The organism is Porphyromonas canoris (genome assembly GCF_000765975.1).
Classification (GTDB): Bacteria; Bacteroidota; Bacteroidia; order Bacteroidales; family Porphyromonadaceae; genus Porphyromonas_A; species Porphyromonas_A canoris.
Genome location: NZ_JQZX01000008.1, coordinates 126,963 through 150,852 on the forward strand (window position 1 = coordinate 126,963; position 23,890 = coordinate 150,852).

The 23,890-nt window shown below is 46.8% G+C and carries 13 protein-coding genes; 5 read left to right on the forward strand and 8 right to left on the reverse strand.

The features are described from left to right. Nucleotides 1–3: 3 nt before the first annotated feature. The 3 genes from HQ29_RS03550 to HQ29_RS03565 form a co-directional block, all read right to left on the reverse strand. Nucleotides 4–519, reverse strand: coding sequence for an isoprenylcysteine carboxyl methyltransferase family protein (locus HQ29_RS03550; RefSeq protein WP_036867588.1), 516 nt, complete (start codon nucleotides 517–519; stop codon nucleotides 4–6). Between the two features lie 54 nt (nucleotides 520–573). Beyond that, on the reverse strand, nucleotides 574–1,386 hold the full coding sequence (locus tag HQ29_RS03555; protein ID WP_036867590.1) for a class I SAM-dependent methyltransferase: 813 nt from the start codon (nucleotides 1,384–1,386) through the stop codon (nucleotides 574–576). A gap of 487 nt (nucleotides 1,387–1,873) precedes the next feature. Then, nucleotides 1,874–3,235: a UDP-N-acetylmuramoyl-tripeptide--D-alanyl-D-alanine ligase gene (locus HQ29_RS03565; RefSeq protein WP_036867883.1), complete on the reverse strand. Its 1,362-nt coding sequence runs from the start codon at nucleotides 3,233–3,235 to the stop codon at nucleotides 1,874–1,876. Between the two features lie 81 nt (nucleotides 3,236–3,316). On the opposite strand from HQ29_RS03565, the gene HQ29_RS03570 reads away from it, so the two are divergent. After that, on the forward strand, nucleotides 3,317–6,250 hold the full coding sequence (locus HQ29_RS03570) for a golvesin C-terminal-like domain-containing protein (protein WP_052089767.1): 2,934 nt from the start codon (nucleotides 3,317–3,319) through the stop codon (nucleotides 6,248–6,250). 9 nt (nucleotides 6,251–6,259) lie between these two features. On the opposite strand, the gene HQ29_RS03575 is transcribed toward HQ29_RS03570, so the two are convergent. The 5 genes from HQ29_RS03575 to HQ29_RS03595 form a co-directional block, all read right to left on the reverse strand. Continuing rightward, the gene (locus tag HQ29_RS03575; RefSeq protein WP_036867593.1) at nucleotides 6,260–7,336 is read right to left on the reverse strand and encodes a mannose-1-phosphate guanylyltransferase; all 1,077 of its coding nucleotides are present in this window, start codon (nucleotides 7,334–7,336) and stop codon (nucleotides 6,260–6,262) included. Further along, nucleotides 7,326–8,438, reverse strand: a complete 1,113-nt coding sequence (lpxK, locus tag HQ29_RS03580) for a tetraacyldisaccharide 4'-kinase (RefSeq protein ID WP_036867595.1) — start codon at nucleotides 8,436–8,438, stop codon at nucleotides 7,326–7,328. The genes HQ29_RS03575 and lpxK overlap by 11 nt, the downstream gene beginning before the upstream one ends. Before the next feature lie 90 nt (nucleotides 8,439–8,528). Then, nucleotides 8,529–10,331: a signal peptide peptidase SppA gene (sppA, locus tag HQ29_RS03585; RefSeq protein ID WP_036867597.1), complete on the reverse strand. Its 1,803-nt coding sequence runs from the start codon at nucleotides 10,329–10,331 to the stop codon at nucleotides 8,529–8,531. 195 nt (nucleotides 10,332–10,526) lie between these two features. Beyond that, nucleotides 10,527–11,708, reverse strand: a complete 1,182-nt coding sequence (locus HQ29_RS03590; protein WP_036867599.1) for a DUF4369 domain-containing protein — start codon at nucleotides 11,706–11,708, stop codon at nucleotides 10,527–10,529. Nucleotides 11,709–11,749: 41 nt separating this feature from the next. Continuing rightward, a complete protein-coding gene (locus HQ29_RS03595) occupies nucleotides 11,750–14,038 on the reverse strand; it encodes a T9SS type A sorting domain-containing protein (protein WP_036867601.1) in 2,289 nt (762 codons plus the stop codon). A 245-nt stretch (nucleotides 14,039–14,283) separates the two neighbouring features. Here HQ29_RS03595 and HQ29_RS03600 point away from each other — a divergent pair, with 245 nt between their 5' ends. From HQ29_RS03600 to HQ29_RS03615, 4 genes are all read left to right on the forward strand, one after another. Beyond that, nucleotides 14,284–15,879 (forward strand): hypothetical protein, encoded by a 1,596-nt coding sequence (locus tag HQ29_RS03600; protein WP_152566480.1) that lies wholly within the window; start codon nucleotides 14,284–14,286, stop codon nucleotides 15,877–15,879. Nucleotides 15,880–15,897: 18 nt separating this feature from the next. After that, nucleotides 15,898–17,271, forward strand: coding sequence for a DUF5723 family protein (locus tag HQ29_RS03605; protein ID WP_036867605.1), 1,374 nt, complete (start codon nucleotides 15,898–15,900; stop codon nucleotides 17,269–17,271). 414 nt (nucleotides 17,272–17,685) lie between these two features. After that, the gene (locus tag HQ29_RS03610; protein ID WP_036867607.1) at nucleotides 17,686–20,478 is read left to right on the forward strand and encodes an outer membrane beta-barrel protein; all 2,793 of its coding nucleotides are present in this window, start codon (nucleotides 17,686–17,688) and stop codon (nucleotides 20,476–20,478) included. A 219-nt stretch (nucleotides 20,479–20,697) separates the two neighbouring features. After that, nucleotides 20,698–22,818 (forward strand): M3 family metallopeptidase, encoded by a 2,121-nt coding sequence (locus tag HQ29_RS03615; protein ID WP_036848104.1) that lies wholly within the window; start codon nucleotides 20,698–20,700, stop codon nucleotides 22,816–22,818. Nucleotides 22,819–23,890 lie beyond the last annotated feature (1,072 nt).

The following is a 23,890-nucleotide window of genomic DNA, read 5'->3' on the forward strand; positions in this document are numbered from 1 at the left end:
AAGCTATGCACACCACAGCTCTTTCATGGCTCTCTCCTCTTGTCTGATGCGGACAACAAGGAGACAGAAGTAGAGCGGAAAGCCTATCGCAAGCGTCATCCAGGCGTTGCAGAGCAGTGCCACCCCGACCAGTTCGGGCATGATGTTCAGGAAATAGTTGGGATGGCGCACCGTTCTGAAGAGGAAACTCTTTTCGATACGCTGATTGGGAACGATATAGAGCTTTACCGTCCAAATATCTTTGAGCTTGTAGATGACATAGAAGAGCATGCCGTAAGCAAATGCCATAACGGCTACACCGGCTATCGAAATGGTGTTGAACACCACGCCGGTAGTGTACGCTTCATAGAGTGCAGAGAAATAGTAGGCAATGTGAGCCAGTGTGAGCAGGAGGGAGTTGAGCTTTCCGTGCTGCACTCCTCCTTTTTTCAGCAGGAGTTTTTCGTTACGGATGGAGAAAGATAGAGAGACAAGTCGTAGTGCAAAAAAGATGATAAATGTAATGATGATGTACTGCATCTGTTCTGTTTTTATGTTGTGTTATAAGATTGTTACCGGATAGGATATTGTTTATCAGCCGATCCGGAGCTTGACAATGCGCTGATTGAAACGGCGGAAAAAGTATGGGATCTTGTAGAGCATTCGGAAGATGAACGGAATCCTGCCGTTGTCATGTTGGCTCATATAGTACTCTTTTTCGAGCTTAATCTTGGGATGCCATGTTTCCATCTCTTTTGTTGCGAGCAGAGACCAGTTAAACTCCACGTTTTTTCCGAAGTTGCGGAGCGTGTCGTGCCGTTTGGAGTTGCCGACCAATGAGAATGCGAGCATGTCGAACAGAACGGTGGCGTTGCTGAAACGCTTGCAGATCTCATCGAAAAAGCCTCGAACCTCTTCGGGAGTAAAGTACATCAGAACGCCTTCCAAGATGATAAGAACCGGTTTGCCGTGAGAGTTCACCCTGTCTGCCCAGTCGTAGTGAAACATGGAAGAGGCAATGTAGCTGTTTCTCTCGCTTTCGGATAGCAGCTGACGTCTCAGATTGATGGCTTCTTCCAGATCCAGATCGTACCAGTGTGTTATCGCCGGACAGCCCAACCGTTCATATCTGGCATCTATACCTGCTCCCAGCTGCACCACAACGGCATCCGGATGTTTGGCAAAGAACTCCTTCGCCTCTCTGTCTATGAGGCTTGCTCTGATGCAACAGCCTGCTTGGGAAAACTTCCCTTTGCTGAACTTCGAGAAGTCGTACTCTATTTTCTGAATGATCTCTACTGCCTTTTCGTCATAGAGCAGAGCATCCGCCCGTTTTGCCTCTTCCGCCTTAGCCCACAGCGTTATCAGCATGGTTTCGGGAACATCTGTAAGTCTGTTTTGTATCATATTATTTTGTCATTAAAGTTATTCTAATCCTCTCGGAAACAAGAGATAAAAGGAGGCGTTTTCTTCACAAAACACTCAACGTGCATACATAAACGACAAGAAAACGACCTGTAATAAGTGTGGAGAGCCTACAATAGATCTCCATTTTAACAGCGCAAAGGTATTTACTTTCCGAAATGCCTGCAATCACTAAAAATGGCTATTTTTCGCATGAGTGCGCATGAAATCGAAAAGAATAGAGGCTGCACAGGAGGAGGAAAGGGAGCAGCAAAGAGCGGCAAGAAGAAAAGAGGGAGGGTGAAAGTGCGCAAACTGCGATGCTACTTGAGATATTCGGCTTCGGTTGCATATAAGGAGTGTGTTTCTTCCGGTTTCATTCTTTGCTCCTCGTATTTTATGCGTTCTGATGCAACCCAAAAGGGCTGTGCAAAAATGAATTTTGACACAGCCCCAAAAGAGTATTTCTTAAAACGGAAATAGGATAATCTTACCGTATTTCTGCTTCAAAAACAGGTAAAACCTGTTCTAATGCCATGCCGCGAGACCCTTTGATGAGGATGGTAGAGCCGGCAGGCGGAAGAGGTATCTCCCCAAAACGAAGGGAGGAGAGGAGGTCGGCACTTGTCGGGAAGAGATAGACGGAAGAGTCCGTATGGCTGCAAGCCAACCGGTGCCATACCTCGGCAAAAGCATCCCCTACGAGATAGAGAGGAGACAAGCGTGGTATGGATAGAGCCGTTTCGAGTACTTCTGTATGGACGTGGGCAGTCTCTTCTCCCATTTCGAGCATATCGCCAAGTATGGCAGACACGTTCTTCTCCGCACGAGAGAGTAGCTCCAGATTGGAGAGAGCCGCTTTCATGCTGGAGAGATTGGCGTTGTAAGCGTCCAATATGAGTGTATGCTGCGGCAGAGAGAGGAGTTGAGACCGCTTATTGGTGGGGGTATAGGCTTCGATAGCCTTGATTCCCTCTTCAAGAGAGACACCGAGAAGATGCCCCAAAGAGAGTGCCGCCAGTGCGTTGGGCAGGTTATAGCCTCCGACAAGCGAGCTTTTCAGATGGTATGTTTGCGCATCGAAAGAGATTTTAGCCGAGAGGTAAGGATCATCGGATGGGAGAAGCTCTCCGAAAAGTCTCGCCCGGCTTGTACTGTGGGTGGTATAAGAGAAAGTCTCTTGCCCTTTCCACTTGTCGGAGAGAAGCGCATCGTCCAGATTGAGGATGTAGCTTCCTCTGCCATCCGAACGAGAGAGAAGAAAGTGAGGAAGCTCGCTTTTGGTCTCCAATACACCTTGTAGAGAGCCGAAGCCTTCGAGATGAGCCGCTCCGATATTGGTTACCAGCCCGATGGTAGGCTCGGCTATATTCACCAGCTCTTCTATGTCTCCTTTTTTGCTTGCACCCATTTCGATGATTGCAACTTCGTGCCGGGGGTTGAGCTTGAGAAGTGTCAGAGGCACACCGATATGGTTATTGAGGTTGCCTTCCGTAGCGAGAACATTGTACTTTGAACGGAGTACGGCAAGGGTCAGTTCCTTAGTGGTGGTTTTGCCATTAGTACCCGTGATGCCCACCACAGGTATATCGAACAACCTGCGATGATAGTGTGCAAGCTCCTGCAACGCACGCAGCGTATCGGGCACGCAGATACATCGGGGATTGTGTTGCAGAGCCTCATCGCTCACAAGAGCGTATGCGGCTCCGGATGCCAAGGCTTGGAGGGCAAAGGTGTTGCCGTCGAAGTGTTCGCCTTTGAGTGCTACGAAGAGCGAATCGGGCGCAATATGCCTGCTGTCCGTAGAGATACCGGCGCATTCCATAAAGCGACTGTGCAGGAGTCTGACCATGGGGGAATAAAAATCTATAAACTTTTTTACCTAAGCACAAATGTAGGGATAACCTCTGATATTTCTCTTATATTTGCTTTCATGATAGGTACAAAAAGATTTTGGTTTATTCTCTTTATCTGTCTTGTCTGTACAGGGTCTGTATGGGGACAGAGAAGCATCAGAAAAGAACAGTGGTACACCCCTCTGGGACAATATATAGAGCTGCATCCATCCTTTAGTAATGTTTCTACCGGACGGGTAGAGGTGAAGTCGGCTTCCGTAGGAGGCTCTATGGTTATCTTGAATCTCAATACGAATGGTCTCAATGTCCCTTACCGGGAAGAGATGGTAAAAGATATATATGCCTACGCTTCGTCTCTTCTTCCCGAAGGGATGCAGGAGTACAAGATAGCCATCAGGGTAGACGGACAGAATATAGAGGATCTTATCCCGGAAGCGTATAAAGGAAAGCACTACCGCTCATCCCGACAGAAGTGGGGCGAAAAGGCGGTAAGAAAGACGGAGTATCCGTTGGTCCGAAAAACAGGTACGCCATACGCCATAACAGCCGGTCTGCAAGGCAGACATATTGCGGTGTGGCAGAGTCACGGTAGATACTTCGATACACAAAAGAACGAATGGAAGTGGCAACGCCCTTTGGTCTTCGGCACAACGGAAGATCTGTTCACACAAAGCTATATCGTTCCTTATGTGGTACCCATGCTGGAGAAAGCCGGAGCAGTGGTACTCCTGCCACGAGAAAGGGATCTGAACAGGGAGGAGTATATCATAGATAACGATGCTTCGGTACTGACGAAAGGTGTCTATGCCGAACGAAATGCTCGTGTAAAGTGGGAAGAGGGTAAGGAGAGCGGTTTTGCTTATACCTCTGCCAGATTGAGAGATAACGAGAACCCTTTTTCTCAAGGCAGTTACAGACAGATAGAGAGTAGAACAAAAGGAGAACTGAGCCGTGCCACATGGATACCGGAGATCACAAAAGAGGCAGAATATGCTGTTTATGTCAGCTATAAGTCGCTCCCCAACAGTGTAGAAGATGCTCACTATTCCGTATATCATGCCGGAGGGGTATCTACTTTTGTGGTGAACCAAACAATGGGAGGAGGAACATGGATCTATCTCGGAACATTTCTTTTTAAGCCTGAAAAAGAGGGCGTAGACCAAAACTTTATAACCCTTACCAACGAAAGCGCAACGGCAGGAAAGATAGTAACGGCAGATGCGGTAAAGATAGGTGGGGGCATGGGACACGTAGAGCGTGGATACCCACAGGTGGTAGGACGTGGAAGAAGAAAGCGTACAATTCCCGCTACCTACTCTGTAAGCGGAATGCCGAGGTATGCGGAGAGTGCGAGATACTGGATGCAGTGGGCAGGTGTTCCCGATAGTATATACAATGGAAGCAAGAGCTCCAATGATTATGTGGATGACTATCGTTCTCGCGGACAGTGGGTAAACTATCTGATGGGTGGGCTTCCCACCACTTCTTATTTGGGTGGATTGAACATCCCTATCGACCTCTCTTTTGCTCTGCACTCGGATGCCGGTGTGAGGGATGGAGAGGAGACTTTCGGAGTACTTGGGATATACAACAGCCAGCACGAGGAGGGGCGTTATCCTAATGGTATATCTCGCAGTGCCGCAAGAGATCTTACCGATATTGTGCAGACAACCATCATGGAGGATTTGAGGCGTACGTATCGGAAAGATTGGGTACGGAGAGGAATGTGGGATAAAAACTACTCGGAAGCAACATGGCAACACGCTCCTTCGTTGCTTCTCGAAATGATCTCTCATCAAAATCGTGCAGATATGCAGTACGGTCTTGATCCCGATTTTCGCTTCACCTATTCGAGAGCCATATATAAAGGTATCCTGAAGTTTTTGTCTTACGAGTTTGGTCAGAAGTATGTGGTGCAACCTCTTCCGCCTACCGGTGTCGCAGTAGAGCCTTGGGGGCAAGATTCGGTAGTGCTGACATGGTCGCCTCGACACGATCCATTGGAGCCCTCTGCCTCTCCTCACCATTATATGGTCTATACGAGGAAGAATAATGGCGGATTTGATAACGGATTGATTGTTGCCGACTCTATTCTGTTTCTCCCTGTGGAGAAGAACAGCATATATTCATTCAAGATTACAGGAGTGAATGACGGAGGAGAGAGCTTCCCTTCCGAGATAGTGTCTGCCGGTATAAGCATTCAGACACATGGCGATGTACTTGTGGTAAACGGCTTTGACAGGGTGAGTGCACCCTCTCTCTTCGGAGAGTATGACTCCGGCGTGCCCTATCTGAAAGATATATCCGCCGTGGATCATGTTGCCGGAAATAGCTTCGACTACCCCTATACTCACGGTAAGGCTTTGATGGCTTCGGGTTGTTCGTTCTTCTCTTCATCGGTCAGTCGTGTAGAGAAAGAGCCGGAAATGCTCAAGAGATATGCGGTGGTGGATCTTGTTTTGGGCAAGCAACGCAGTACGGTGATAGGTACTCCCTCTTATGGAAAGATGAAGTATAAAAGCATGAGTCCGGATTTGCAGTTTGCCGTAGAGTCTTATCTGATGGGTGGCGGACGATTGATACTGACAGCCGCTCACCTTGTATCGGATCTCTCCACACCTGTTCACTCTCTACCTGACAGCTACGATAGGAATTTCCTTAACACGGTTCTTAATCTTGCATCTCCCGATTCAGTGCAGACTGTTCCCGTAAACGGACAGATGATGATCCGAGACTTGACCAATCCGAAAGAAGCAGGAAACTATTACAGTGTACAGGTGCACTCTTTCCCAAATCCGAACCATTACTATATAGATAAGGTAGATGCTCTCTGGCCCTATAACCAAAAAGATGTGAGGATGTTTATTGCCACCCATGATGGGACACCCTTGGGGATAACCACGAAGTCTCCTTATCACATCGTGCTATCGTCCATCCCATTCGAGACAATAAGCTCGGAAGAGGATAGAGCGTGGATTATGAATATCTTTTTGAGGGTGTTGAGGGAGTAGATTATCGGACTACTTCTCCTGCTTTTCTTTTATAATCTCGTGCATCGCAGCCTCGTCTCCACGACGAGAGATGAAGAGAGTTTCAGGGGTATCGACAACCAGCATATCTTCTATGCCATATAATACAAGGCGTTTGTTGGGAGAAGAGGACTTGACGAGCAAATTTCGGCACTCCCGCAGATCTACCTCCTTGGCTTTCGGTGCGGAGACAGCATTCTCTGCATCATCTTTATCCAACTGATGATAAAGGCTTTCCCATGTTCCAAGATCGCTCCATCCAAAATCGGAAGGTGCAACTTTTACATTATGAGCCTTTTCTATAAGCCCATAATCAATAGAGACCGAAGGCGAACGGAGAAAAGCAAGGCGCACATCTGCACTCTCCTGATGAGTATTATAGGAAGAGATAGAGGCAAACAGAGATGATACTTCGGGCAAGTGAGTCTCTAAAGCAGAGGAGAGAACCGAGGCTTTCCATATAAACATCCCGGAATTCCAGAGATAGTTGCCCTTAGCCAACATATCCACAGCAACGGGTAGCGATGGCTTTTCTTTGAATTGAAGCACCGGCTGGGAACGATTCAGTCTCATGAAGCTTCGCTCCACTTCTATATAACCATAGCCTATGGCAGGGTAGGTAGGACGGATGCCGATAGTAAACAGAGCATCCTCTCTTTCGGCATCTTCGAGTTGTTTTGAAATGCAATCACGGAAGCGTCCTTCGTCTGCAATGTAATGATCTGAAGGAGTAACTAATAACAGAGCATCCGGATCCTTTTGCTTCAGCTTATATGCCGCATAGGCTATACATGGAGCGGTATTGCGTCTTTCCGGTTCCGTGAGAACCTGATGAGCTTTTAGCATGGGCAGTTCTGCCAAGACATCTTCCCGATAGGCTTCTCCGGTCATAACGTAAAAGTTCTCTGTAGGGAAGAGTGGAGAAAGTCTGTCAAATGTCATGCGTATGAAACTCTTGCCTGTTCCCAACACATCTATGAACTGCTTCGGTTGAGACGCTTTGCTCAGTGGCCAGAATCTGCTTCCTACTCCACCGGCAAGAATAATGCAGTAATGGTTACTTCTCATGCTTTTTTTCTCTTTTATTTTCCAGTGCCAAAACATTGCGGATCTCAGTCAGCAATTTAGCTTGAGCATCTGAAGCCATCGCAATCTCCATAGGAACGCAATAACATCGGGCTTGTATTTCCGAAGCTACTGATAGCAGGTGCGGATAGAGTCTTACCGAATCTTTTTCCGTTGTAAGCAGATAGGCATTCGAATGTTTTCTTAGCTGTTCGATGATAGATTCGACCTCTTTCTTCTGAAAGTTATGATGATCCGGGAATGCAAATCTCATCTTTTCTACATAACCTTCTCCCTTTTGGCGAAGAAAGAAAATGTTCGGATTGGCAATACCTGCCACGAGAATTACCTCCGACCCTCTATTGGGAGGAGGAATGGTATGAGAAGAAGAACCTATCTGTTCATCAGTAAGTATCCTCCTTGGAGGCATCATACGCATGGAACTGAAGTATAGAGATTGATGTGCTTGTAGCTCCATCTCTCCTTCCAGCAGTTTCATCTGTATCGGCTTTATACTGCTTGGCGTCCGAGTGATAATTACAGCGTCTGCTCTATACTTAGCCTCCTGAGGCTCTCTCAGATTGCCGTACGGAAGAAGATCATCCTGCGTAAATGGTCTCTGGAATGAGGTTAGAAGAATAGTATATGTAGGCTTGACATATCTGTGCTGAAAGCCATCGTCCATTAAGATCAATGTCGGACGCAGCTCTTTGGGCATAGCTTCAAAATGAGCCATAGCCCTGAGTCTGCTGCCATCTACATAGACATAGACATTGGGGAACTTTTGTTTGATCTGCAAAGGTTCATCTCCGGCTAAATCCACCGTATGCTCCGGAAGAACTTCCATAGGAGTGCTGCTCTTTCTGCCATAACCTCTGGAGAGAACGGCTATGCGATAGAAAGGAGAGAGCTGGCGAATCAAAAACTCTATGTGAGGCGTTTTTCCCGTACCTCCCACTGCAATGTTTCCTACGCAGATAGTGGGAACAGGTGGCTTTTCGGAAAGTAACCAACCATTGTCAAACGCAAAATTGCGCAAAGCGACGCCTACTCCGTACAATACGGAGGGGATTTTTAGCAATATATTACGTTTAGGTATGGTCATCTTCCCTGCCCTAAATAGCCCTATCCAAGGGCTTATTAAATATACAACCCCGAAAGCACCTGTAAAAGTCCTTTCGGGGTTCTGATTATTTTACTGTTCTGTAATGTCTATTTCCGGCATTGCCAGGATTCCTGTCGTACGCTGAGCCTTACGGATAGCGTTCAGGAACTTTTGCTCTTCCGGAGAGAGAAGCGAGTCGAATAGATTGGCTTTCACATCTGAATAGCCACCGACAAGCTTCATCCACCACTCTTTTTTATCGCTTTTCGGATAGTAGAGGTAGTACTTGTCCACTTCAGCCAGACGAGCAGCCTCTTCCACGGCATCATCAAAAGTACCCAGTTTGTCTACAAGTCCCAATTCGATGGCTTTTTGTCCCAGCCATACACGACCTTGTCCCACACTATCGACCTGAGCAACGGTCATGCCTCTTCCGTCTGCCACACGCTTCTTGAACAACTCGTAGCCGCGTTCTACCATATTTTGGATTACAGCTTTCTCCTTATCTGTCATAGGACGAAGTGTATTTCCAAGATCTGATAATTCGTGTGTCTTTACCACATCCATTGTCAAATCAATCTTATTGGCTGCTCCTGTGAAGTTCGGGAACTGCCCGAAGATACCAATACTTCCGGTAAGGGTCGTAGGATCTGCGAATATCTTGTTGGCAGCACAAGAGATATAATATCCGCCAGAGGCAGCATAATCTCCCATGGAAACAACAACCGGCTTCTTGGCTTTAAGATCATTGACCTCTTTCCAAATCTGTTCGGAAAGGAATGCAGATCCTCCCGGAGAATTTACTCTCATAACCACCGCCTTGATGTCGTCATCCTCTGCCAATTCTCGCAGTTTCTTTGCAACATCCATATCAATGATGGTGGTATTTTCAAATTCTCCTGCAGATTCTCGAATCTCTCCTTCAGCAATAACTACACCGATAGCGTCCCCTTTAGATACATGGCGAGCACTTTTGGAACGGAGATATTGTGAAACCGTTACACCATTATAGAGTTCTTTGTCTCTTTCTCCTGTATAACGCTCCGCCAGCATAGGTTCCACGTCAAGGCTGTACATCAGAGAGTCCACCAAACCATATTCTACAGCCTTTCGGATAGATCCCATGCCGTATCCTCTGTTCACAAATGCTTCAAGGCTATCGCGATTGATACCACGAGAAGCAACTATGGCATCAGCCACATTGTCCCAAAGTCCGTCTATATATTCTTGTAGTTGCAATCTGTTCGGCTCACTTAGCTTTTTCAGAACAAAAGGCTCTACGGCACCCTTGAAAGTACCCACCTTGAAGATTTGCATCTCCACACCGAGCTTTTGAAGAGGTCCGGTATAGAACATCACCTGACGGCTCAATCCCATCATTGTCAACATACCTTCGGGATTCATATAGATCTTATCCGCAACGCTGGCAAGATAGTAGCTCTTATCCGATAGCATATCTGCATACGTAAAGATCTTTTTGCCACTTTTCTTGAAAGACTCCAACTCTTGACGAAGCTCTTGTGCTGTGGCATAACCCATACCGACACCTGAGAAGTCGATATAAATTGCTTCAATATTTTGGTCTTCTGCAGCTGAGCGGATTGCCTTCTTTATCTCAGAAAGAGTAAGCATCCCCTCACTATCTCGTTTGCCCGGCAAGAATGCTGCAAAAGGATTGTCTGCTTTGCTTTCGGAGATAACTCCTCCCGGAACTATCTCTAATATACTTCCACTTTCAACTTGAAATACAGAAGTATCTTCTCTGCTTGTGAAAGCTGATATGCTGGCTGTTATAGCCGAAACTACCACAAAGAAAAACAGGATCATTGCCACTACGCTTGCTAAGATCACTCCCAAGCAAGAAGCAAAGACCATTTTAATAAATTGTTTCATCTGTTTTGTCTGCCTATTTTTATAAATACTATTATAGTTGCAAATATAAACATATTATTCAAACCGCGCTCGTTCATAGCAAGATAGATTCATCCCATCAGTGAATCGGTCAGGTGCGGATTTTAGAAAGCTATGTGATTGTTCTTTCTGTCTCTAAGACACTATACGGCAGAAAGATTTCTTTTGGTTTTTATGTTAGAGCCACTTGTTGAGCGTAGCGAGTACCTCGTTAAAGTCCGTGAATCTTGCCTTGAGTTCTCCGTCTTTGATTAAGAACATTGTCGGCAACGTGTTCAGATTGTAGAGACCGATATATTTGGAGAAGACACCATCCGTATCTTGTACATTTACCCAAGGATAGTTCTGAATGGTGCTGTACCAAATGTGTCCATCTCTTTCAAGACCGACTTGGTAAATGCGAAGCCCTTTGTTATGATAGTTTTGGTATAAAAGATCAATACTCTCACAGTATGCCGCAGACCATTCTGCGCCCATGGCAGTAAAAGAAAGAAGAGTGATCTCCCCTGTTCCTACAACAGAAGAAAGAGAGATGGTGTCTCCCTTGGCATTCGGAAGACTTACTTCCAGATAGCCTACAACTGCGGCACTGTTCTCAAAGCTTTTTTGTAATTGTTGCTGGTTCTTTTGACTGCGAACTGCAGCAATAGATTGCAGAGCCAGTTTGTGCAGATGCTTAGAGCGTTCAGCGTCCGGATATTCGGCATCGAAAGCCGTAGCGACAATGGCAAACAGCTTTGAGTCTGCCTCTTCATAGATGTTGAAGATGAGGTAACCACCCAACTCTTGGAACAGCGCATAGTACGCTGCCAAAGATGCAGGGTCTTCATAGATGTATTTGATAGCTACCTCTTTGTACTGCTCTATGTGTTGCTTCTGTTTGGATTGGAATACAGAGTCCGGCATGTGTCCGTCCACATATTCTGCCAAGTCCTTTGATATACCTACATTGGCATCCAGTTGAGCAAGGAATATCTCTTTTACTTTTTCCGATGTGGCAGATCCCTCCACAGTGTATCCGGTGGCAAAGCTGGAGTAATCCGTTTCTACTCTGATGTGTGATATCGTATCTATTGCCAAAGTAATGACTTGATTTTCCACTCTTAGCCTGTAAAACTCGGGAAGTTCTCCAAGTTCTTCGGTGAATTTGAAAGAACCATTAGCGTGGAGTTTGACAGAATCCAAAACCTCTACACCAGATAGCTTTCTCTGCTCCAAGTAGATGGTTTTACCTTCAGCCCCTCTAACATGACCATCGATAATGCTCTTTTTGTTGGAAGTACAAGAGGTAATAAACAAGGCAAGCAGAGAGAGAAGAAATAGCTTGCTACTGAATGTTGTGTGTAGAGAACGTTTCATCTTGGGGTGTATATGAGGTAGGAATATTGGGATGTCTTATTCTATTTCGGATCTAAAAGGATCTTTTTCGAGTGTTTGTTGCCTTTATCGTCCGTTACGTGAATGATATAAATGCCCGGAGGAAATGATCCAACATTCAGCGTAACGCTTTGAGATTGAGATTCGCTCTGTATCATTCTCTGCCCCAAAAGGGTATAAAGAGTTATGGTGTGTTTGCTAAACATCTCTCCGGATGGATTCTCTTTGAATTGTACAAGGAGATCTCCTCCCGTGTAGCGCAATCTAAAGTAGTCTTTTGCATCAAGAGGCAGATCCTCATAGTCCAGTTTTTCTCCGGTATAGGAAAGTCTTGTGCAGAGCGATATGCCTCTAAATGCTTCCGGCCATTCTGTCCATGATGCAGCATCGGAGGAAGTCCACAGATAATTCTCCCTGCCACGGATCGGAGCTGTAAGCAGAGTGATGCCAGACTGCATCGCATCCACCTGGTAAGCCACAAGTATTTCATTCCCGGAAGACAAGGTGATAGGCTCTGTAAAGCTACTGAACACCTCGACACTTCCACGAGCCACCACATCTTCAGTTGTGTGGATCGCTTGTTTATTGCTGCTAACCACATCATCCAAGCGAACGTCTCCGGATAAAATCTTTTCGACATCTCCCGAAGGCATGCGGCGATAAATCGTGTACGGAACAGCTACTGGAGGAACCTTATTTAAGGATACAGGAATGTGAAGCGTTGTAGTCATCCCATGCAGTGTGATGGGGGATGCCGAAGCAGGAACGCGAAAACGTTCTGCCACTGTCTTGGGAAGAGGATTTATCTTATTGGTATATAGGGAGAGCGACTTGAGAATATCAGCCTTGTAGTTATCCATCACATTAGACCATGTGTTTACCTCCTTTGCTTCTTTGTACAATGGTCTTCCTGCTATCTTTCCCATGCCGGAGCCTGTCGGGTCAAGTATTTGTCCCATTGTTGGCATAGTTGGCTTCTTTCTGCTATCCCAGTTGAATCCGATACCTGTGTATACATCGTTGAAAGGAGAGTCGCATTCGGATGCTCCGGCTGTAAGGAATCCGATCATATAACCTTCCGCATCGTAGAGAGGCGAACCTGAAGACCCCGGCATTGTTACTCCAAGATCCCATTTTTTTACCCACCAATAATAGAGATTTGGCTCTATGGGATAAGGATAGCTCAAGCTCGGAGGCCAACCTTTCAGAACCTGCTTTGTGGTCATGCACAAACGTTTGGGCATCCCGTTGGGGTGATGCACACAGACAAAAGGACCATCCGGATTGGAGACAGTCTTGTTCCACCCTCCAAGGTAGGCGTTATATTCTATGGGAGGCTTCTGGTTCAGCTCCAGCAGACACATGTCTCCCGGTTCATAAATCGTGAGGAGTCTTGTTCCTGCAATGGATTGCTGTACCGGAGGAGCTATAAGCCCTTCACAGTCGGTCGTTTGATGAGAGAAGTATGCCACGACTGTCTTTGCAAGATGATCATAATCCTTGTCTATATCGAAGAACGATCTCAGCAAAACGTGAGATGCTGTGGCTAAGATGGGACGCCCATCTTCTGCTGTGTTGTTGATCATGACGCCGGATCCTCTTACCGTTCCGTTGACGATAAGACTGACCACAGCTTTGCTCTCTCTGCTATACTGAGGCAGGCAGACAACATTAGGAGTACATGGCAATGCTTTGGGATTGGATTCGCGAGGTTGAGCACGGAACTCGGCATTCACCTCTCCAAGATGCAGTTCTGCTTTCTCTCCTGAAGAAGAGGGGAGATCCAATTCGATGAGGACACCACTTCCTTCGATCGACATGGTGGGAAGAGCCTTGCTTTCCGAGTTGTTTTCATTTCCGAAGGGTCCTATGAATGTTTCCGAATTGTCCAGAGAATAGATGGTGATGTAGCTGTCTTCCGGAAGAAAAAATCTGTCAAAGAAAAAGTTGAGTCCCTTGGCGTTGGGAACCTTTACGGCATATCTTATCAATGTTCGTCCATCAGAGGCTTTTTGTCTATGTCCGTCTTGGAGAAGATTTACGCTTACCGGTCTTTTATGAGCAAACAGCTCTGCTCCTCTAAGGTCTTTTGCTCTCTTTTGCGAGACGATAAGCATGGAATCTACATTCAGAGGAGCAAGTTCAAGAGTCGGGATCTGCCCTTGTTGCAGTATGCTCACACCCATCTGTTGCATACTTATGCGAGGGCGTTTGGAGACGATCTGAGCCCCCGCTTGCAAGCATAGTCCGCAACAGAACAGGGCTAAAAAGCCCCAAAGTATTCTACCCCGATACCTGCCTCTATTGCTCATAAGGCGTTGTAGCTTCTTTTATGATTTATTCTGTTTCTTCCACAAAGATAAAACATTGAGTTAAAATAACAGCATAAAACAGCATCCAATAATGCCGTCCGAATTGGTATCTATTCTTTTTCTTCTTCTATTAAAACTCCGAATATTGATTTTACCTCAAGTCAAAGGCACAAATGAGATGTGAAGTTTATAAAATAACTACCTTTGTGTACATAGAATGAGGAATATACAATAGAGTAACAGATATGATAAGAAAAGATTTAGTAGCCCTTCTCTGCGGCTTATTGATGTCAATCTCTTTCCAGTCTTGCGGAGATGCCGATCTTTTTTCTCGGAAGCCGGAAATCCGGATGGAAGAGAAAGGAGATTGGGTACTTCCTTTGGGATATGCCGATGTCGGTATAGGAGAAGTGCTCTTAGGGCATAAGTTGGGAAACGGAGCCTTGAAGATAGACCGAGAGCAGGACAGGTTGTTGATCAAGTTGGAAGATCCGAACGCTTTCCGGTGGGATCTCGGCTCTTTTACCGCCCAACAGGTAGAGGATGCTGAATTTACGTTTGTAGCGCCTTCTGCCGGGTACTCTGAAGATATGGTGATACCCGGAAATGATCTGAATAAAATCGGTGAAATCTTTCCTCTGGAGCTTGGTCGATTTACATTCTCACTATCGGACAAGATAAAATCTTCCGAGAGGATCGTTTTGGAAGGAGATATTCGTGTGAAGCTCTCGAACGTTCCCATGAAAGCAACGTTCATCCTTGGACTGGTCAATGCAACCGATGAACAGGGAGAGCCCATCCGTTTGTATTTGAGCTCCAACGGGAAAGATAAAGAGTTGGAAGCCACGTTCCGTTTGCCGGGAGTGAATCTTTTGCCGGGCAATGGTAATACCATCAACATGGGTTATGAGTTTTCCATCATCCCCGAAAACAGTCCTGGAGATGTTGTTTTGAAGAAAGGAGAAGCGATAGAGATAAAAATCGAGATATTGAAAGCAAACATAAAGGAGTTCAAAGGCGTTGTAGATCCTACGGAAATAATTTTTCGGACGAATACCACCAAGTGGAATTTCGATGAGTGGAGTCGTGCTCAAGCTCTGTGGTTAAAGGGCACGAAGTTTGATCTTACGCTGAAAACCAAGGGCGTGGATATGGGTATGTCTGTTGGTGCCAAGCTGAAATCTCTCAAGAAATCAAGCTCTATTCCTCTCTATATCCCGCCGATAAAAGTTTTTGACATAAAGAGTCTGAGACAGGAGGATGTCCATACTATAAGATATGACGGAGACGCCTTGGAAGCATTCCTTTCGGCTTTGGATAAGTCCGGCATGGAGATAGATTGCAAGGTGATTGTCCCGACGAGAGGAAAGATTGCTTTCAACTCGCAGCTAAGCCTTGCCGGAGGATACCGCCTCGAACAGCCTCTCGATCTTCGCGTAGAGAAATTTCCCGTGAAAGTAACGCTTCCTCTCTCTTCTTTGGAAGAACTCAAACGTTTCGACGGGTTGTATGAGACCATCAGCCTGTGCATCGTAGGGCGGAGCAACATTCCTTTCGAGATTGTCTGCGAAAAGTTCATTTTTTTGGATGCCAAAGGAAAAGAGATACCGGGCGCAATGGTTACAGTTTCCGGAGGTATAACCGGAAGCACGGACGGAAAGAGTTTTGCCGACAGCCGTATAGTTGCGGAGCTGACCGCAGAGCAGAGCCGTCTTATCCGGAATGCGACAAAAGTAAAGGTGCAAGGCTATATCCGCACACTGTCTGAGGAGACTGTTCAGCTGCGTCCTTCTCAAAGCATGGCACTGCATATTTCTGCCGGAATCAACCACAAGTTTTAACCTCACAGCCATTCACTCATGAATACATATATATATAGGACACTTTCTCTCGTTGCTCTTCTTTTCATCTGTGCCGTTTCGGCAAAGGCGCAACAGCCGGATCACACACTGCTGACCACCGATGCGGACTTTGCGCGGATTTCTCAAAATCCTTCTTATATCCCTGATCACGACAGAGTGATTGTGGGGTTGCCTTTCATTTCTCAGGTCAGCTTAGACCTTCGTCTGCCGGTGGCTCCGAGCAGTGTTCTGCATAAAGATGAGAAGGGGACTTATCTGATATTGGATCGGGCACTTAGGAGTGCAGCCGGTCAGCCTTTTCTGGCGATGGCGAATACCGATCTCTTCACCTATGGAGAGAAGTTCGGCAGCGGATTCTACTCCATTCAGCTCGGCATCCGTGCGGATGTGGCAACGGCTCTTCCTGCTTCGTTGGCGGACTTTGTCGCCAATGGCAATGCTCACTATATGGGTCGGGATCATTCCCTTGGGCATATTCCGATGGCACACAGACGCTATGTGCAGTTGGCTATCGGGTATGCCAACGACAGGATATTGAAGCAGCGCAATCTCCGCATCGGGGGGCGGCTCAAGCTGCTCACGATGGCATCGGGAGCTTTTTCGGACGGCGGAGATTTTGTTTTTCGCACAGACGAGCAGGGGCGTACTCTGGCGTTGAGCGGCACACAGCATTATGTGGTAAACAGCCCCAAGAAACTTCGGGTAAATTCGGAAGGGGACGTGGACCTGGGTGCGCTCGGCAGAGATATGCTGCACGATAAATCTTTCTCCAACTATGGTCTGGGGATGGATCTGGGTGCGGAGTATCGTCTCGACAGACACTGGTCTTTCGGTCTTTCGATAACCGATCTCGGCTTCATCCGCTGGAATGGCAAGAATCTGAAATCGGTAGAGCTGGATCTCTCCGGGGATAAAGCTCTTGAGTTCAAGGGCGTTGATTTTTCCAACGCTCTCATCAATAAAAATCAGGGCAAAGATCCTTCGTTGGATGCTCTCATCCGACAGCTGGAGTCTGCCGTCACGGCTCGTGATGCAGAACGTTCCTACTTTTCTTCTCTATACACCCGTCTCGGTGCCACGGCAGAATACACTCCGACAGATCCTGTCAAGATAAAGGCTCTTGTCGGTGGGGCATGGGTGAGCGGACTTTTCCACTACGAGGCGGCACTCAGCTCCTCTTACCGTCCGGCACGATTCTTTACGATGGCGGCAAGTGTCAGCTCCATGAAAAGCACCCCTTTCAGTCTCGGTGGAGCCGTTATTTTGGGAGACGGATTTCAGACCATTTTTGCCGTGGATAATCTTTTGGTTTTGGACTATACGGGGGTTCGTCGGGCGGCAGTTCGTCTGGGTATTAGTTTGAGGTTTTAATCTGCTGGTTTTCAATCCGTAAAGCGTGATTGAAAACTTCCTCTCGAAAGCAGCCGAATTTTCGTACGTACGAAAATATTTTTTCGTACGTACGAAAATTTTTTTTTGTACGTACAAAAATTTTTTTTTGTACGTACACAATTTTTTTTCTGTACGTGCGCAATTTTTTTTCTGTACGTGTGTAAATATTTTTTCGTCCGCATGGAAATATTTTTTTGTGCGCACGAAAATTTTCTTCCATGCGCACGAAAGTTTAGGAGGGTTGCTTGAGGAGTGATTTTTATGAGGTTCTCCCCGGTATTTCCGAGCGACCTTTTTTGGGGATGTTTGGAGAGAAAAATCGTTACCGCCGTTAAACCTGCATCGGGGAATAGGCATCCAATAGAGGAAAAACAGTAAAAAACATACACGATTATGTCTTCAAAACAGGAAAGCAAGGGTCGACGGATCTGTCTCCTTGCTCTATTTATCACTTTATTTTCAGGTTGGGCGGCTGTGCCCGGCACGCTTCATGCCCAGGGCAAGAAGCAGTACACCATTCAGGCAACCATCGTAGAGAAGGAGAGCGGACGCTTGGCTTCGGGAGCTTCGGCGCGTCTGCTGCATGCCAAAGACAGCTCTTTCTATAAGGGCAATGCCGCAAACACGCAAGGGAACATAACGATAGGCGATGTCTCGGAAGGGAAGTATGTCTTCCGGGTTACCTATATGGGTTTTCAGACGAAAGACAGCATCATCACGGTTGCGGGGGACAGGTACAAGCTGGACTTCGGGAAGATATTTATCGTGGAAGAGACGCAGAACCTCACCGATGTGGTGGTAACGAAGTATCTCGCACCGGTTACGGTGAAGAAAGATACGACCGAGTTCAACGCTTCTTCCTTTAAGGTGCGCGACGGTGCCAGCGTCGAGGAGCTGATCAAGAAGCTCCCGGGCATGGAGGTCTCGGACGACGGAGCCATCAAGTACAACGGCGAGAGCATCGAGGGTCTCCAGCTGGACGGCAGGGATTTCTTTACCGACAACATCACGATGGGAACCAAAAATCTGCTTTCGGATATGATAGACAAGCTCCAAGTGGTGGACAAAAAGAGCGACGAGAGCCGTCTGACCGGAATGAGCGACGGGGAGAACAAGAAGATCATCAACCTTGTCGTCAAAAAAGAGAGAAAGAAAGGATTGATGGGAAACCTCTCCGGCGGATACGGCACGGAGAACAGATATGAGGCAAATGCGATGATCAACGCCTTTATGGATAAGACAAGGTTAACATTTCTCGGTAACTCCAACAATCTGCCCAAGGGTGGCAACATGAACGGAATGCCTACGGAACACTCTTTCGGACTTAATCTGGATCAGAACATCAGCAAAAAGCTGAGCTTTGTTACCGACATCTCTTATGACGATAACCGAAATCGCAGAACCGGCTACAACCTCAACACCGAACTTTTGGGCGGAAACAACAAATCCCAGCAGAACAATCAGCACTTCGACAATCTCTCCGGCGATCGCACTTTCCGTGCCAACACTCGCATGGAATGGCATCCGGATACTCTCACGACCATCTACGTGCGTCCGGCTGTGAGGTACTCCTCCAACATGCGCGACTTCTCGCAGAAGCACAACACGTTCCTCCCGGATGGCACGAAGATCAACGATGGAGAGCGGACGGAGGTATCGGAGTCGGACAACCTGCGTGCGAATATAGGCTTCCATGCGGCAAGAAGACTCAACAACAACGGACGGAATATTCTCGTGGGAGGTATGCTGAACTACAGCAACGGCTCCGAGAACAGCAATGTCATATCAAAGACCCTCTTTTATAACCAGGCTGGAAACGAGATCAATCTCGATCAGAACATCATCCAAGCCAATAGCGGTGTCAGTGCGCGCTTTCGTACATCTTGGGTCGAACCTCTTGCGAAAAGATTTTATCTCCAGCTGGAATACAATCCCTCACTATCTTTCTCCGGCAGCGACAGACAGGCGTACAACAAAGATGCGCAGGGAGGATACACGGTACAAGACCCTCTTTACTCGAAGAATACCGAGTACAGCATGATCTCTAACAACTTTGGCTTTAATCTTCGGTACAATACCGGAAAAGGCCTCAATACACAGCTCGGCTTCTCCTGGATACCGACAAGCACGGAGAGCAGATACGGTCTCGGAAACGGGACATCGGATTCTCGAACACGATTTGTCTGGGACTACTCTCCGACGCTAAGAGTGGAGTACAGCAAGGAGCGCAGCAACCGTCTCTTCTTCGAGTATCGGGGAAACACCTATCAGCCCTCCATGAACCAGCTGATGCCTATTGCCGACCTTCGCGATCCTCTCAACAAAGTGATCGGTAATCCGGATCTTCTGCCGAGCTTTTCGCATGACCTGTATGGCGGATTCTCTTTCAGCAACAACAAAACGAGGTCGTTTGTCAACTTTCATACTTTCGGAAATTATAACCAACGCAGCATCGTGAGCAAGAGCACCATTGATCCTGCGACGGGAGCGCGGGAGTCCACTTACGTCAATGCGGATGGAGACTACGGTCTCAATGCCAACCTCAGATATTCTCAAGGGATAGGGAAGATGCCTCTTACATTGGATTTGGGTGCCGGGTATGGTGCTTCTTCCAATCAGGGCTATATCAACGGAGTGCTCGGCGAGACCACTTCGCAGCGTCCAAGCGCATCGCTCTCTTTCCGATGGAATAAAGAGCCTCTATCCATATCGCTCGGCAGCCGTGCCAACTGGAATACGACCCGAAACAATATCTCTTCGCAGCTCGATAGAGACACAAGAATCGTGCAGCTTCATGGCGATGTGAGCCTCTCTCTGCCATGGAACATGATGCTGACTGCCGACTATAACTTTACCAACCGGACAGGGTTCAACGAAGCTCTCAACGGCAACTACCATCTTCTCAATGCGAGACTTTCAAAAAGTTTCTTGAAGAACAATGCCGCAACGGTCGAGTTGTCTTGGTTCGATATACTCGGACAGCGCACCGCATATTCGTTCACCCAGACTGCGAGGAATATCACAGACAGCTATGTGGCAACGGTAACCACCTATGCGATGGTTACATTCAAGTATAACTTCAATTTCTTTGGCGGAGGCAGCTCTTCCAATGCCGATACTCAGAGAACAGGCAGACGATACGGCGGCTATGGTGGCTACGGCTACGGCGGAGGTCGTCCAAGATAACAGCCCGACGGCTCTTTCTGACAATCGCATAGAAAATCTTTCTCATGGCAATGATGTAAACCCTAAAGCGTTAGAATAGAGCATTCGTAGGTTGATGGGAAGAGCCGGAGCATTTTGCTTCGGCTCTTTTGTTTTTCATCTTCTTTCCGTAAAGTTATATTTCTTTACACCCAAAAAAATAGCTATCTTCGGACGGATAATACAAACTCAACTTTCAGTATGAAAAAATTATTACTCAGCCTTGCAGCACTGGTGGTTCTTGCCACTGCCTGCGAAAAGAAACAATCGGAATCCGTGAAAGATAATCCTCTTGTAGCCGGAAGCACATTGGAACAGGGTGCTCCGGAGTTTGACAAAATCTACAACCGCCACTATATGCCTGCATTCAAGGCAGGTATGGAACAGCAGAGAGAGGAGATCGAAAGCATCGTCAACAGCAGCGAAGCTCCCTCTTTCGAGAACACCATCCTTGCATACGAGCGTTCCGGAGCGGTACTGCGCCGCACATCCAACGTCTTCTTCGCTCTTGCCAACGCCAACAGCTCGGACAGCATTTTGGCAATAGAGCAGGAGGTAACTCCTCTTCTTGCAGAGCATCAAAACTTTATCAGCCTCAACGACAAGCTTTTCGAGCGCATCCGTGTCGTGTATGAAAACTCTTACGAAACTTTGGAGGGAGAAGACAAGAAGCTCCTGAAAGAGATCTACGACGGCTTCGTGCGCGAAGGTGCAGCCCTTGAAGCAGACAAGAAGGCAGAGTTGGAAAAGATCAACACCCGCCTTGCATCGCTCCAACAAGAGTTCGAGTCGAAAGTAACGAAAGGTACCAACGCCGCAGGTGTATGGGTTGCCACAGCAGAAGAGCTGTCGGGTCTTTCCGATGCCCAACTCAAGCAAGCCGAAGCGGATGCACAAGCAGCAGGAGGAAAAGAGAAATATTTCCTCGTGGTTTCCAATACTACACAACAACCTCTTCTCGCTTCGTTGGACAACAGAGAGGTGCGCAGAAAACTGTTTGAAGCCTCTGTCTCCAGAACATCTCCCGATAGCGGCTTCAACACAGAGCCTATCGCCCTTGAGATCATCCGTCTTCGTGCCAAGAAAGCAGAGCTTTTAGGCTTCAGAACATTTGCAGACTGGAGATTGCAGGACGCTATGGCAAAAGAGCCTCAAAACGTCTACACATTCTTCCAAGACCTTATCATTCCTTACATCCCTAAGATCAACGCAGAGACCGCCGAGATCGAAGCCTACGCTCGTAAGACCGAGGGTGCCGACTTCTCTCTTGAACCCTACGACAGATTCTACTTCTCTGCCAAGATGAAGAGAGAAAAGTTTGCCTTCGATGAGGCTGAAGTGATGCAGTATTTCGAGCTTAACAACGTGTTGAACAATGGTGTTTTCTACGCTGCAAACGCAATCTTCGGCATTACATTTGAAGAGCGCAACGACCTTCCGGTTTATCATCCCGATGTAAAGGTGTACAACGTGAAGGATGCAGACGGTACTCTCCTTGCGATATTCTATACAGACTTCTTCCGCAGAGACTCTAAGAGAGGCGGTGCATGGATGGACGCTTTCGCAAAACAGAGTTCATACTTCGGTCAGCTGCCTATCATCTACAATGTTTGCAACTATGCAAAACCAGCCGAAGGACAGCCTGCTCTTCTCTCCATAGACGATGTAGAAACCATGTTCCACGAGTTCGGACACGCCATACACGGTATGCTCTCTAACTGTAAATACAATACCCTTTCCGGAACAGCCGTGAGCAGAGACTTCGTGGAATACCCTTCTCAGTTCAACGAATACTTCATCACCGTGGACGCTGTCTTCGACAACTTTGCGAAACACTACGCTACCGGTGAGCCGATGCCTGCCGAACTTAAGAAGAAAGTGAGAGAATCCGAAAACTTCCACTCCGCATACTCTCTCGGAGAGAACATGAGTGCCGTGTTGGTAGACATGGGATGGCATATCCTTTCATCGGAAAGTGCCGAAAAGATAACCTCTATCAAGGAGAAAGAAGATGAGATCTTGTCAAATCTTAAGCTCTACAACAAGCAAGTGCCTCCACGCTATCACTCACTCTACTTCCGTCATGTCTTTGGCGGCGGATATGCAGCAGGATACTACTCTTACCTCTGGTCGGAAGTGTTGGCAGTGAATACCGGAGACCTCTTCTCGGCAAACGGTGGTCTTAGCAGAGAATTGGGACAAAAGTACAGAGACTTGATCGTCTCTATTGGCAATACCAAAGATTTGGAAAAGCAGTTCACAGAGCTTACCGGACTCGAAGCTCCGGACTCTAAAGCTCTTCTAAGAGCCAAAGGTCTCTAATCTCACAGAGCCTTACATACAGACAGCAGAGGCGGCATCCCTATCTTCGGGTGTCGCCTCTGCTGTTTATGGCTTCCGTCATCCGGCGTCTGAAATCTTCTTGCAACCTTTGAAAAAGGGATCTTTTTGGGCAAAGCTATCTTGTTAGAAGAGATTTTGAAGAGAGATTCAGAGATAAAATGCAGAGAGCACGAACGAGAAAGACATCTCAGGTACGGGGGCAAGTCCGAAGCTCAAAAGCAGCGCCGTGGATGAGAAGCTATGCAAAAATCTCTTCTTGAAATTCTGCTTCGGAAGAGCAACAATAAACCCTGAAATTTTACACCCCAAACAGCCCTCTCCGGAGGGCTGTTTTTATATATTCCATACCGAAAAATGCTCACTTTTTTCGGTCTCTCTATTTTGATCGGAGGGGTCATTTTCAGAGCACGACCGAACTGTTAAATTCGGACGGTTTTATTAACACGATTTTTGATACAGGTTCACCCAAAACGGTAAACGAGCATATTCTTTCGGCTTAACGTGTTTAATTTTTCAATGAACACGTTTACCGATTTCATTTAATACGTTTACCGGATTCGATTANTTCTTTCGGCTTAACGTGTTTAATTTTTCAATGAACACGTTTACCGATTTCATTTAATACGTTTACCGGATTCGATTAACGTGTTTAGAAATTTTGCTTATAGTGTTGATAGATAGCATCTTAAACTTTTCGACCCCTTTTTAGCTGTTTTGGGGTGCAAAATTGCATTAGGATTTGTTTATAGATAGAGGTGTTGAAATTCACACCTATTAACGCGAAAAAGCCCCATGAAACGGACTGAGAAAAAATTTTTCCCAAATTCGCGTTCTTTTGTATCTCTCTTATTATAAATCTCTTACCGGCTTTCCTCCAAACTCTCTTCCCAATTTCGCTTCAAATCCGACCTCATTTCTACCGATTTTTGGACTTCCATTTTTATATAAAAGTTCACGGCAAAAGAGGCTTATCTTACCCCTCTGTTTCGGCAAGATAAACCCCTCTATTTTGCGCTATCCGCTCTCCTCTTTTTCACCAAAGAGAGCGGCA

Excerpts from the sequence above, each read along its gene's own strand:
- HQ29_RS03550 (WP_036867588.1), bottom strand. The coding sequence starts at position 519 with ATGCAGTACATCATCATTACATTTATCATCTTTTTTGCACTACGACTT.
- HQ29_RS03555 (WP_036867590.1), bottom strand. The coding sequence starts at position 1,386 with ATGATACAAAACAGACTTACAGATGTTCCCGAAACCATGCTGATAACG.
- HQ29_RS03565 (WP_036867883.1), bottom strand. The coding sequence starts at position 3,235 with ATGGTCAGACTCCTGCACAGTCGCTTTATGGAATGCGCCGGTATCTCT.
- HQ29_RS03570 (WP_052089767.1), top strand. The coding sequence starts at position 3,317 with ATGATAGGTACAAAAAGATTTTGGTTTATTCTCTTTATCTGTCTTGTC.
- HQ29_RS03575 (WP_036867593.1), bottom strand. The coding sequence starts at position 7,336 with ATGAGAAGTAACCATTACTGCATTATTCTTGCCGGTGGAGTAGGAAGC.
- lpxK (WP_036867595.1), bottom strand. The coding sequence starts at position 8,438 with ATGACCATACCTAAACGTAATATATTGCTAAAAATCCCCTCCGTATTG.
- sppA (WP_036867597.1), bottom strand. The coding sequence starts at position 10,331 with ATGAAACAATTTATTAAAATGGTCTTTGCTTCTTGCTTGGGAGTGATC.
- HQ29_RS03590 (WP_036867599.1), bottom strand. The coding sequence starts at position 11,708 with ATGAAACGTTCTCTACACACAACATTCAGTAGCAAGCTATTTCTTCTC.
- HQ29_RS03595 (WP_036867601.1), bottom strand. The coding sequence starts at position 14,038 with ATGAGCAATAGAGGCAGGTATCGGGGTAGAATACTTTGGGGCTTTTTA.
- HQ29_RS03600 (WP_152566480.1), top strand. The coding sequence starts at position 14,284 with ATGATAAGAAAAGATTTAGTAGCCCTTCTCTGCGGCTTATTGATGTCA.
- HQ29_RS03605 (WP_036867605.1), top strand. The coding sequence starts at position 15,898 with ATGAATACATATATATATAGGACACTTTCTCTCGTTGCTCTTCTTTTC.
- HQ29_RS03610 (WP_036867607.1), top strand. The coding sequence starts at position 17,686 with ATGTCTTCAAAACAGGAAAGCAAGGGTCGACGGATCTGTCTCCTTGCT.
- HQ29_RS03615 (WP_036848104.1), top strand. The coding sequence starts at position 20,698 with ATGAAAAAATTATTACTCAGCCTTGCAGCACTGGTGGTTCTTGCCACT.